Annotated in this window: 10 protein-coding genes; 6 read left to right on the top strand and 4 right to left on the bottom strand. The window is 53.2% G+C overall.

Features of this window, described 5'->3' with window-relative positions:
• The first annotated feature begins 97 nt into the window (after positions 1 to 97).
• The gene (yghB, locus tag OGX67_RS09405; protein WP_003024510.1) at positions 98 to 757 is read left to right on the top strand and encodes a DedA family general envelope maintenance protein YghB; all 660 of its coding nucleotides are present in this window, start codon (positions 98 to 100) and stop codon (positions 755 to 757) included.
• Positions 758 to 826: 69 nt separating this feature from the next.
• Here yghB and OGX67_RS09400 read toward each other — a convergent pair whose 3' ends face one another.
• Positions 827 to 1,726: an AraC family transcriptional regulator gene (locus OGX67_RS09400; RefSeq protein WP_003024513.1), complete on the bottom strand. Its 900-nt coding sequence runs from the start codon at positions 1,724 to 1,726 to the stop codon at positions 827 to 829.
• A gap of 194 nt (positions 1,727 to 1,920) precedes the next feature.
• On the opposite strand from OGX67_RS09400, the gene yqhD reads away from it, so the two are divergent.
• The 4 genes from yqhD (at position 1,921) to OGX67_RS09380 (ending at position 6,159) form a co-directional block, all read left to right on the top strand.
• Positions 1,921 to 3,084, top strand: coding sequence for an alcohol dehydrogenase (gene yqhD / locus OGX67_RS09395; RefSeq protein WP_071696288.1), 1,164 nt, complete (start codon positions 1,921 to 1,923; stop codon positions 3,082 to 3,084).
• 104 nt (positions 3,085 to 3,188) lie between these two features.
• Positions 3,189 to 4,016, top strand: a complete 828-nt coding sequence (gene dkgA, locus OGX67_RS09390) for a 2,5-didehydrogluconate reductase DkgA (RefSeq protein ID WP_257651797.1) — start codon at positions 3,189 to 3,191, stop codon at positions 4,014 to 4,016.
• Between the two features lie 188 nt (positions 4,017 to 4,204).
• On the top strand, positions 4,205 to 5,659 hold the full coding sequence (locus OGX67_RS09385; protein ID WP_048218597.1) for a DASS family sodium-coupled anion symporter: 1,455 nt from the start codon (positions 4,205 to 4,207) through the stop codon (positions 5,657 to 5,659).
• A gap of 44 nt (positions 5,660 to 5,703) precedes the next feature.
• On the top strand, positions 5,704 to 6,159 hold the full coding sequence (locus OGX67_RS09380) for an HIT family protein (protein ID WP_071696290.1): 456 nt from the start codon (positions 5,704 to 5,706) through the stop codon (positions 6,157 to 6,159).
• A 103-nt stretch (positions 6,160 to 6,262) separates the two neighbouring features.
• Here the strand turns inward: OGX67_RS09380 and OGX67_RS09375 are convergent, their stop codons facing one another.
• Positions 6,263 to 8,434, bottom strand: a complete 2,172-nt coding sequence (locus OGX67_RS09375) for a YgiQ family radical SAM protein (protein WP_003024532.1) — start codon at positions 8,432 to 8,434, stop codon at positions 6,263 to 6,265.
• A gap of 199 nt (positions 8,435 to 8,633) precedes the next feature.
• On the opposite strand from OGX67_RS09375, the gene OGX67_RS09370 reads away from it, so the two are divergent.
• On the top strand, positions 8,634 to 10,109 hold the full coding sequence (locus OGX67_RS09370) for a TrkH family potassium uptake protein (protein ID WP_003024535.1): 1,476 nt from the start codon (positions 8,634 to 8,636) through the stop codon (positions 10,107 to 10,109).
• A gap of 16 nt (positions 10,110 to 10,125) precedes the next feature.
• On the opposite strand, the gene ftsP is transcribed toward OGX67_RS09370, so the two are convergent.
• Both ftsP and plsC read right to left on the bottom strand, forming a co-directional pair.
• On the bottom strand, positions 10,126 to 11,538 hold the full coding sequence (gene ftsP / locus OGX67_RS09365) for a cell division protein FtsP (protein WP_003024538.1): 1,413 nt from the start codon (positions 11,536 to 11,538) through the stop codon (positions 10,126 to 10,128).
• A gap of 71 nt (positions 11,539 to 11,609) precedes the next feature.
• A complete protein-coding gene (gene plsC, locus OGX67_RS09360; protein ID WP_003024540.1) occupies positions 11,610 to 12,347 on the bottom strand; it encodes a 1-acylglycerol-3-phosphate O-acyltransferase in 738 nt (245 codons plus the stop codon).
• Positions 12,348 to 12,350: the final 3 nt, after the last annotated feature.

The following is a 12,350-nucleotide window of genomic DNA, read 5'->3' as shown; positions in this document are numbered from 1 at the left end:
TGGTGGAAAAGTCTGCAATTGTTGCGTCCGGGATCAAGGCATCCCGGACAATTCAGGAGTACAATCCACACATAAACGCTGTTCCACAGGAAAGTCCATGGTAGTCATTCAAGATATTGTCTCCGCGCTCTGGCAACACGATTTTGCCGCACTGGCGGATCCACACGTTGTGAGCGTGGTGTACTTCGTCATGTTCGCCACACTGTTTTTAGAAAATGGCCTGCTGCCCGCCTCCTTTTTACCCGGAGACAGCCTGTTATTGCTGGCAGGGGCGCTGATCGCTCAGGACGTGATGAGTTTTTTACCTACCATAGCTATTCTGACTGCCGCCGCCAGTCTGGGTTGCTGGCTGAGCTACATTCAGGGACGCTGGCTGGGCAACACGCGCACGGTGAAAGGCTGGCTGGCGCAATTACCTGAAAAATACCATCAACGCGCTACCTGCATGTTTGACCAACACGGGTTGATGGCGCTGCTTGCCGGGCGTTTCCTGGCGTTCGTCCGTACCTTGCTGCCAACGATGGCGGGCATTTCAGGGCTTCCTAACCGTCGGTTCCAGTTTTTTAACTGGCTGAGCGGACTGCTGTGGGTCACCGTCGTCACCAGCTTCGGCTATGCGCTGAGTATGATCCCGTTCGTCAAACGTCATGAAGATCAGGTGATGACCTTTTTAATGATCCTGCCGATTGCTCTGTTAACCGCAGGTCTGTTGGGAACGTTGTTCGTGGTGATTAAAAAAAAATACTGTAGCGCCTGAGTATTAGCCGTATGCCGGAGTCACTCCGGCATTTCATTGATGGCGCACAGCTTTAAAGCCGACAAGAAATCAACTCCCCTGCATCATACGAATTCTTGCCGCATCTTCCCCCGGCGTTACGCCAAAGAAACGTTTGAACTCCCGACTGAATTGCGATGCGCTCTCATAGCCGACGCGCATTGCAGCCGCACTGGCCTTCATTCCATCGTGGATCATCATCATCCGTGCTTTATGCAGGCGATAGCTCTTCAGATATTGCAGCGGCGAGGTACTGGTCACCGCTTTAAAATTATGATGAAACGCCGATACGCTCATGTTCGCCTCTGCCGCCAACTGTTCTACATTGAGGTTTTCGGTGTATTTGGTTTCAATCCGCTTGAGTACCCGGCTTATCAAACTGAAATGCGTCTGGCGACTTACCAGCGCAAGTAACGCGCCACCGCGCGGCCCGGTCAGCACATGGTAGAGGATTTCGCGAATGATCTGTTTCCCCAGAATACGCGCATCCAGCGGTCGCTCCATCACATCCAGCAGGCGCTCAGCAGCACAGAGAATTTCGTCTGAGAGCGTCGCAGAGTTAATCCCACTGGCAGCCATAGCCGGCTGGAACAGCTCGTCTTCCCCAATGTCCATCAACAGCTCCTGCAATTGCAGGATATCGACATTCAGGTAAATACCGGCCAGAGGAACCTCCGGCGTCGCATACGTTTCACATTCGAAGGGTAAAGGTACGGTTAGCAGCAGGTATTCGTTGGCGTCATAGCGAAAGACGCGCTCATTAATGTAACCAATTTTATGTCCCGAAAAGAGAAATATGATGCCTGGCTGATACATGACTGGTGTACGCGCCGCCGGCTCCGTACCGTGTAGCAGGCGGACATCTGGCAGCAGTTCGTTGAGTTTATTTTCATTGTTTTTCAGATGCTTAATTTTATCTGTCAGCAGAAGGCAGATCTCATCACGGTTCATGGGGCACCATTTCATTATCGTTTTTCGACCCTGACATAATGCGCAGATTTATCCGTTTTCTCCAGCAGTCTGTAGAAATGGGCAAGACATCGGCAGAAATGAGCATTGAGAGCAGCGCGGCGGGCGACCACAATGTTCATCATCCGGCAGACACTCTTCTGCCCTCTTTTATTACCCACCAAAGGGAACGAGTAATGAACAACTTTAATCTCCATACCCCAACACGTATTTTGTTTGGTAAAGGCGCGATTGCTGAGCTGCGCGATCAAATTCCTCAGGACGCTCGCGTGCTAGTTACTTACGGCGGCGGCAGCGTGAAAAAAACAGGTGTCCTGGCACAGGTTCAGGACTCGCTGAAAGGCCTGGACGTGCTGGAGTTTGGCGGTATCGAGCCAAATCCGTCTTATGAAACGCTGATGAACGCGGTAAAAATCGTGCGTGATGAGAAAGTGACGTTTCTGCTGGCAGTAGGCGGCGGTTCCGTGCTGGACGGCACCAAATTCATCGCGGCTGCTGCACAGTACGCGGACGGCGTAGACCCATGGCGTATTCTGGAAACCCACGGCAATGACGTAACAAGCGCCATCCCGATGGGCTCCGTATTAACCCTGCCCGCAACCGGCTCTGAATCTAACTCCGGCGCGGTAATTTCGCGTAAAACCACCGGCGATAAACTGGCCTTTATGACCCCGTTTGTGCAGCCAGTATTTGCCGTACTGGATCCGGTTTACACCTACACCCTGCCGCCACGTCAGGTTGCAAACGGCGTCGTGGATGCGTTCGTTCATACCGTTGAGCAGTATGTGACTTATCCGGTCGACGGGAAAATTCAGGATCGCTTTGCCGAAGGCATTCTGCTCACACTGGTAGAAGAAGGTCCGAAAGCCTTGCAGGAACCGGAAAACTACAACGTGCGTGCGAACGTCATGTGGGCGGCAACCCAAGCGCTGAACGGTCTGATTGGCGCAGGGGTACCGCAGGACTGGGCAACGCATATGCTGGGTCATGAACTGACTGCAATGCACGGTCTGGATCATGCTCAAACACTGGCCATCGTTCTGCCAGCGCTGTGGAATGAAAAACGTGATACCAAGCGTGCCAAACTGCTGCAATACGCAGAGCGTATCTGGAATATCACCGAAGGAAGCGATGACCAGCGCATCGACGCCGCCATTGCCGCAACCCGCGCTTTCTTCGAACAAATGGGCGTACCGACTCGCCTGTCTGACTACGGTCTGGACGGTAGCTCCATCCCGGCGCTGCTGGAAAAACTGCAAGCGCATGGCGGTACGAAACTGGGCGAACATCAGGACATTACGCTTGAGGTCAGCCGTCGGATTTACGAAGCTGCCCGCTAAGGTTTTTTAACCTCCGCCTTTCGTTTTTGGGTATTTATACCAGACTTAAGTCACACCTATGTCACCGGAATATGTTCCGGTGACAGTCATTAAGGGGAGGAATTATGACCACTCCAACCATTATCAAACTACAGGATGGTAACGTCATGCCGCAACTGGGCCTGGGGGTCTGGAAGGCAAGCAACGAAGAAGTCATCACTGCCATTCATAAAGCGCTGGAAGTGGGGTATCGCTCAATTGATACCGCGGCAGCGTACAAAAACGAAGAAGGTGTCGGCAAAGCAATACGTGACGCAGGCGTGCCACGGGAAGAGTTATTCATTACCACCAAGCTGTGGAATGATGACCAGAAACGCCCCCGGGAAGCCTTGCTCGAAAGCATGGAGAAACTCCAGCTTGATTACCTCGATCTGTACCTGATGCACTGGCCAGTTCCGGCGATCGAACACTACGTTGAAGCGTGGGAAAACATGATCGACCTGCAAAAAGAAGGGCTGATTAAGAGCATCGGCGTGTGCAACTTTCAGATCAACCATCTCCAGCGACTGATGGATGAAACCGGCGTACTTCCGGTGATTAATCAGATAGAACTTCACCCGCTCATGCAGCAGCGCCAGCTGCACGCCTGGAACGCCACACATAAAATCCAGACCGAATCCTGGAGCCCGCTGGCGCAGGGCGGCAAAGACGTCTTCGATCAAAAGATAATCCGTGACCTCGCAGAGAAATATGGCAAATCACCGGCGCAGATTGTCATCCGCTGGCATCTGGATAGCGGCCTGGTGGTGATTCCGAAATCGGTCACCCCTGCGCGTATCGCAGAAAACTTTAACGTCTGGGACTTCCGCCTGGATAAAGATGAATTAGGCGAAATCGCGAAACTCGATCAGGGCAAGCGTCTGGGGCCAGACCCGGACCAGTTCGGCGGTTAACCCCTTCCCTCCAGCCCGACACTCTCGTCGGGCCTTTACTGATTTGAAATATCAGGAAACAATTCACGCACATATATTGTTGTATTTCTTGCAGTCACTGGAGCAGCATTGCGCAACATAACCTGTTAATTATTAAATAAATATATTTATTTGATGAATACATTCACCATATCCATAGGTGCGTAACCGTGACTGAGAAAAAAGGTAATGGAGTCAAATGGCTCCCATTAATTCTTATAACATTCATTTCTGCCGGGCTATGGCAACTTCCCCCTCCATCCGGGTTAAGTGCGCCAGCCTGGCATTCGGCAATTATCTTCGTTGCGACGATTGCTTCTATCGTGGCAAAAGTTTTACCCATCGGCGCGGTCGGCATTATTGGGATTACGGTTTTTGCACTCGCCTATGCGGCCGGGGATAAAACCGCCAGCGGCGCTATCACCACAGCGCTAAGCGAACTGAACAGTTCACTTATCTGGCTTATCGTCGTGGCTTTTATGATTGCCCGCGGTTTTATCAAAACTGGCCTCGGACGACGCATTGCGCTGCAGATGATCCGTCTGCTCGGCAAGCGCACGCTGGGACTCGCCTATGGTCTGGCTTTTGCCGATCTGATCCTCTCCCCGGCAATGCCGAGTAATACGGCACGCTGCGGCGGTGTCATCTATCCGATTGCCGACTCTCTGGCACGCAGTTTCCATTCGAACCCGGAAGATGAGTCCCGCAGTAAAATCGGTACCTTTCTTATCACCTGCATTGGCAACGTCAACGACGTCACCGCCGCGCTCTTTATGACCGGTTATACCGGCAACCTGTTGGCGGTGAAGTTGGCGGCCAATGCGGGCGTCACGCTGACCTGGGGCAGCTGGTTTATGGCGGCGCTGCTGCCATGCCTTGTGTCCTTACTGCTGGTTCCACTGCTGGTCTACTGGATCGTGCGCCCGGAAATAAAGCACACGCCAGATGCCCCGAACCTGGCGCGCAAAGAGCTGGCTGAAATGGGCAGTATGTCTCGCGGCGAATGGCTGATGCTGGTTACCGTCGGCGTACTGCTGGTGCTGTGGATTTTTGGCGATACGTTGGGCGTCGACGCCACTACTGCCTCGTTCGTGGGACTGTCCATTTTATTGCTAAGCGGCGTTCTGAGCTGGGAAGATGTGAAAAGCGAGAAAGGCGCATGGGACACGCTGATTTGGTTTGCCGCGCTGCTGATGATGGCGAACCAGCTGAAAAAACTAGGTTTCACTACCTGGTTTGGCAATCTGATCGGCGATAGCCTGAGCAGTACTATGCACGGTACCAGTTGGGTGATCGTCCTGTTGCTGCTGAATGCCGCCTACTTCTATACCCACTACTTTTTTGCCAGCGGTAATGCACAGATTGCCGCGCTGTACGCCGTTTTCCTCGGCGTCGGCCTGCATCTGAATATCCCCGCAGCCCCCACGGCGTTAATGCTGGCCTTCACCAGCAGTTTGTACTGCTCACTCACCCAGTACACCCACGCTCGCGGTCCAATCCTGTTTGGTGCCGGGTACGTTCCAACGGGCGTCTGGTGGCGCACAGGATTTATCATTAGCTTGTTTAACCAGGCGGTGTTTATCACCGTAGGTCTGATGTGGTGGAAGGTGTTGGGTCTGTACTAAACTAACTGCGCCCTGACGAATCACCTTACCTGCGGAGAAAAGGAATGACCTGTATTTTCTGTCAAATTGTTGAAGGTAAAGCACCCTGCCATAAGGTCTGGGAAGACGAGCACCATCTGGCTTTTCTGTCGATTTTCCCGAACACCGACGGTTTTACCGTGGTGATCCCGAAAAAGCATTACCCCAGCTATGCCTTCGATATGCCGCCGCAGGCGTTGGCTGACCTGATGATGGCAACCCAAAAAGTGGCTAAGAAACTGGATAAGGCTTTCCCGGATGTCAGTCGTACGGGGATGTTCTTCGAAGGTTTCGGCGTAGACCATGTGCACAGCAAATTAAGCCCCATGCACGGCACTGGCGATCTAACTCACTGGAAACCGATTGAGTCGCGGCAGACCAAATTTTTCGAGCAATATGAAGGGTATCTGTCATCACACGATCATGAACGGGCGGATGACGAAAAGCTGGCCGCATTAGCGGCCAGAATTCGTGAGGCATAAATACTGAGCACTTCTGCCGGATGGCGGTGCAAGCACCTTATCCGGCCTACAAAACTGTGCTGTTCGTAGGTCTGATAAGCATTTCACCACCGGGCAAAGCAAATTAACGTCCCGCTACTTTCCCGCGTTTTTTGTTTGCGGCAGGGGTCTGGCGCTGATGCGCCACCGGGGTGTGCTTGGTCAACGCCGGACGGGTATGACGATTCTGGCGACGTGCTTCGCGCATCTCTTCCAGCGTAGGCGCCGGAACCAGACATTCACGACGACCGCCGATCAGATGCTTTTTACCCATGTCTTCCAGCGCCTGGCGGATTAACGGCCAGTTAGCTGGATCGTGGTAACGCAGCAGGGCTTTATGCAAACGGCGCTGCTTATCACCTTTCGGCACCACCACGTCTTCACTCTTATAACCAATTTTACCCAACGGGTTTTTCCCGGTGTAATACATGGTTGTGGAGTTCGCCAACGGCGATGGATAAAAGTTCTGCACCTGATCCAGACGGAAACGACGTTGTTTCAGCCACAGCGCCAGATTCACCATATCCTCGTCACGCGTACCCGGGTGCGCGGAGATGAAGTACGGGATCAGGTACTGCTCTTTACCCGCCTGTTTAGAGTAGGTATCGAACAACTCCTTAAAGCGATCGTAGCTGCCCATCCCCGGCTTCATCATCTTCGACAGCGGGCCTTCTTCAGTATGCTCTGGCGCAATCTTCAGATAGCCGCCAACGTGGTGGGTCGCCAGCTCTTTGATATAGCGCGGATCTTCAACCGCGATGTCATAGCGCACACCGGAAGCAATGAGAATCTTTTTAATGCCTTTCAAATCACGCGCCCGGCGATAAAGGTTAATCGTCGGTTCGTGATTGGTGTCCATATGCGGACAGATATCCGGATAGACGCATGACAGACGACGGCAGGTCTGCTCCGCACGCGGTGACTTACAGCGCAGCATATACATGTTCGCCGTTGGGCCGCCGAGGTCCGAAATCACGCCGGTAAAACCTGGAACGGTGTCGCGAATGGCTTCGATTTCATTGATGATCGAGTCTTCAGAGCGGCTCTGGATGATGCGGCCTTCGTGCTCGGTGATCGAACAGAACGAACAGCCGCCAAAGCAGCCACGCATAATGTTGATCGAGAAACGGATCATCTCATAGGCCGGAATGCGGCTGTCGCCATACGCCGGGTGGGGCACGCGCTTGTACGGCAGCGCAAAGACGCTATCCATCTCTTCGGTAGACAGCGGAATAGCTGGCGGGTTGATCCAGATGTAGCGATCGCCGTGCTTTTGCATCAGCGCACGCGCGCAGCCAGGGTTGGTTTCGTGGTGCAGGATACGCGACGCATGCGCATACAGCACTTTATCGCCCTTCACTTTTTCAAAGGACGGCAGCAGCACGTAGGTTTTTTCCCACGGTTTCGGACGCGGCGGCTGTACGGTTACCGCTTTCGCTTCCTGCTTTTTCGGTGCGACCGGTTTGTTGTCAGCACACGGCAGATCTTCGCCGTACGGATGCGGGATCGGATCAATCTTGCCCGGCGTGTCGAGACGCGTGGAATCCACCCCACTCCAGCCCGGCAGCGCTTCTTTAACCATAATCGCGGTGTTACGCACGTCGCGGATCTGATCGATGGTTTCGCCCATCGCCAGACGATGCGCCACTTCCACCAGCGGACGTTCGCCGTTGCCGAACATCAGCATGTCGGCTTTGGAATCCACCAGAACAGAGCGACGAACGGTATCAGACCAGTAGTCATAGTGCGCGGTACGGCGCAGGCTGGCCTCAATGCCGCCGAGAATAACCGGCACATCTTTCCATGCTTCTTTACAACGCTGGGTATAGACCAGCGTGGCGCGGTCCGGGCGTTTACCTGCTACGTTGTCTGGTGTGTAGGCATCGTCATGACGCAGTCGGCGATCTGCGGTGTAACGGTTGATCATCGAGTCCATGTTGCCTGCGGTCACACCAAAGAACAGGTTCGGTTTACCCAAACGCATAAAATCGTCTTTGTTGTTCCACTCAGGCTGGGCGATAATCCCTACACGAAAGCCCTGCGCTTCCAGCATACGGCCGCATATTGCCATGCCAAAGCTGGGATGATCGACGTATGCATCGCCGGTAACCAGAATGATGTCGCAGCTATCCCAGCCAAGTTGGTCCATTTCGTCGCGTGACATCGGCAAAAACGGTGCCGGGCCAAAACAGGCAGCCCAGTACTGCGGCCAGGAGAAAAGGTCTCTGTCCGGCTGGATCAGGGATATTGCGCTCATAATGCTTCCAAAAATGGTAAAAAAATAATCAAAGGCCGGGGATTATACGCTGTATGTCGACAAGAAATGAAGTGGAGTCTGAACCAGGGCAGTAGAAAGTTATATAAATTGTTAAATTTTACGACGCTCATTTTTATCAATCATAATTAACACCATGCCGGCCAGCTGAGATAACTCTTTTTCGGCGGGGGATTTTTCATTGCGACTCAACGATTCACTGCATATTTCCCAGTTACGGGTTGTTGTTCACCTGTGTGGGTTTCTGGTTCTTCTCTACAGCTTTTCTATGCTGCCACCGATGGCCATCGCTTTGTTAAACAAAGAGCGGAGTTTGTTCGCTTTTTTCAGCACATTTATGACTTTCTTCACCCTCGGCGGCGGAGCGTGGCTGGCAACCAAACATGCGGGTATTCAACTGCGAACACGGGATGGTTTCGTTATTATCGTCCTGTTCTGGCTGTTGTTTTCGTTTATCAGCGCGATGCCGATGTGGATGGACGATGGCTTAAACCTCTCCTTTGCGGATGCCCTGTTTGAAGGGGTTTCCGGGATTACCACCACGGGCGCAACGGTAATTGGCGACGTCAGCGCCATGCCGAAGTCGTATCTCTACTATCGGGCTCAGCTCAATTTTATTGGTGGCCTGGGTGTTATTGTCCTCGCCGTGGCGGTATTACCGCTTTTGGGTATCGGCGGCATGAAGCTGTATCAGTCTGAAATGCCGGGCCCTTTTAAAGAAGAACGCCTCACGCCAAGACTTGCTGATACTGCACGTACGCTGTGGCTGACCTATGTCATTCTGGGTCTTATCTGTACCCTGGCCTACTGGGCTGCCGGGATGTCGTTCTTCGATGCCTTATGCCACGGGCTGTCGACGGTTTCTCTCGGCGGATTTTCCACTCGCAGTGAAAGCATCGGCTTCTATAACAGCCATGCGATCGAGCTGGTCGCTGGGGTGTTTTCCCTTTTGTCTGCGTTTAACTTCACCCTCTGGTACGTGGCTATCGTGAAACGTACCTTCAAACCCTTTCGTCGTAATGCCGAACTGCGTTTCTTTTTGCTTATTGCGTTGGTTGTCACTCTGATCGCCACCTGGCAAGTTTGGCGGGCAGGCATGTACGGATTAACGGACAGCCTGGTGCATGCTTTTTTTCTGGCCAGTTCGATGCTGACAGATAATGGCCTGTCGACGGCGGATTACGCGCAGTGGCCTTCGCACACGATCTTCATGCTGCTCAGCGCCAGTTTCTTCGGCGGTTGTGTGGGATCGACCTGCGGGGGGATTAAGGTGCTGCGTTTTTTGATTATGTTCAAGCAGTGCCGTCAGGAGTTACACCAGCTCGCGCATCCCCGTGCCCTGTTGAACATTAAAGTGGGCAATAGCGTGGTAAGCGACCGGGTGGTGCGTTCGGTATGGAGCTTTTTCTTTCTCTACGTTTTGTTCACCAGCTTTTTTATCTGGGCGCTCAATCTGATGGGCTACGATCTCTTCTCCTCTTTTGCCACCGTCGCCGCCTGCATCAACAATATGGGGCTAGGATTTGGCGTCACCGCCACGACATTTGGCACCTTAAATGAGGAAGCAAAGCTACTGATGTGCGCGGCCATGATCATGGGGCGTCTGGAGATTTACCCCATTCTGATCCTGTTCTCGCGCATGTTCTGGCGGGCATAACGGAAATCCCGGCGCATTACGGCGCCGGGTTCACCAACATCTGTCCGATTGAGCCACGATCTGCCATTTCCAGCGTCTGGCTATTAAAGTAGAACGGGAAATGGGCCCAGGAAGGCTGTCCGTAATAAACCAGTAATTCAACCTGGCCGTCAACCCAGACAGTATCTTTCCAGCCTCTGTCTTCCGGGAACGGCATCGCGCCATTCACATTACGGATCAGGAACGAGACGCCTTCAATATGGAAGGACTGGGGCATATCCGCCCGCACAGTCCAGCGCTCCCAGGAGCCCTGCTGAGCGGTAATATCCATACGATTGACGTCCCACAGCTGACCGTTGATGCCAGGGTCATCGTCCAGGCTGATATCACGGCTGCGAATCGGCGAACCGCTGAGGATTTCCGTTGGCAGCAGGCGCATTGGCAGGCTGTCAGTCACCAGCGGCAGAAGCCCCGTTGGACGCAGAGTCAGCACCAGCGTGGAGATGAGAATACTGGAAGGCTCAAAGAACCCGCGGATCCTGTCGACAATACTGGCTGCCTCGCCACAGGTGATAGAGACCTCATTACCGTTCGTCATATCCACCAGGATCTCACGACGCTCGCCAGGCGCCAGCGAGAGCTGTTTCACCGAAACGGGCGCAGGTAAAAAGCCCTGATCGCTGGAAATCACATGCAGCGCACGGCCATCGCTCATTTGCAACTGGTAACGACGCGAGTTTGAAGCGTTCAGTAAACGCAAGCGCACCCAGCCGCGGGAGACTTCGACATACGGGCTTTGCGCCCCATTGACCAGCAGCGTATCACCGACAAAGCCACCGCTGCCGGGCTCGCTGTATTCCGGCGTGCCAAAGTTGTCCAGCCGCTTGTCCTGGATAATGACCGGAAAATCATCCACGCCATAGTGGTTGGGAATAGACAGTGATTTACTCACTTCATCTTCAACCAGCCACATCCCGGCAAGGCCGTTATAGACCTGCTGAGCAGTACGATTTGGCGTATTGGCGTGATACCACAACGTGGCGGCATTCTGGCGAATCGGTAGCACCGGCGCCCAGTCAGCATTCGGGGACATCATGCGCGCCGGGCCGCCCATCAGCGGGCCTGGTACCTGTAACCCGGCGACGGTCATCGAGACATTCTCAGTCAGACGGTTGCTGTAGATAAGCTTGACGTCATCCCCTTTCCAGACGCGAATTGTCGGTCCCAGGTAGCGGCCGTTAATTCCCCAGACAGGTGCGCGCGTGCCTTGTGTAAAGGACCAGTGCGCACGTTGCAGCGTCATAAATAGCGGCTGCCCCCGGCGGGATTCCAGTAGCGGAGGCACAGGTAACGGTTGTTGCTGACCGGCAGCATTAGCCTTCAGCGGAACAGCACCTGCACACAGTGCGATCCCCGATGCCTGAATGAACTGACGCCGACTGAATGACATATAAACTCCATAAAAAACTGGCTATTAACACGCAGGAAGTCATTTCCTGTAAAAAACCCGAATTGCGCGGATTAAACCTTACCGGCGGCTTCCCGCTCAGCAACTTCTTTATCGAGCTCTGCGATTTTTTGTTCCATCAGCGTGCGGCAATGTGCTGCCAGTTCACGAACCTGATCTTTGCCAAAGTGGCTAATATCCACCGGCGGCAACATCTCGACAATCGCCAGACCATTATTGAGTCTGTTTAATTTTATCTTGTTCGAGGTTGTGGAAACGCATACCGGAATGACCGGGACACCAGCAGCAATCGCAGCATGGAACGCGCCGGTTTTAAACGGAAGCAGACCGCGACCGCGGCTACGCGTTCCTTCCGGGAACATCCAGATAGAAATGCGGCGTTTTTTGAAATGATTCACCACGGCAGCAATGGTGCTGTGCGCTTTTGCGCGGTTATTTCTGTCAATCAACAGGTTACCGGTTAACCAGTACAGCTGCCCGAAGAAAGGGATCCACAGCAGGCTTTTTTTACCCACCGTCACCGTCGGCGGTTGAACGATATTCGCAGCAGTAACCATGTCATAGTTGTTCTGATGGTTACAAATATAGATAGCATTACCATAGTTCTGCGCGTCTGCCGGCATGCGGCACTCGACCTTCAGACCATAAAGGGGAGCCAGGCGGCCAAACATATGACCGAACGTTGCAACGTGTTTTGGATTTCGCGGGCTGAACAGACAGTATATGCAACCGAAAATACAGACCAGAACGCAGTAAATAACAGTAATAATTAAACGAAAAATATATAGCATAAC

Source organism: Citrobacter sp. Cf118, from assembly GCF_030334095.1.
In the GTDB taxonomy this organism is placed as follows: Bacteria; Pseudomonadota; Gammaproteobacteria; order Enterobacterales; family Enterobacteriaceae; genus Citrobacter; species Citrobacter freundii.
The sequence above is the reverse complement of the archived record's forward strand: the minus strand, read 5'-3'. Positions and strand labels throughout refer to the sequence as shown.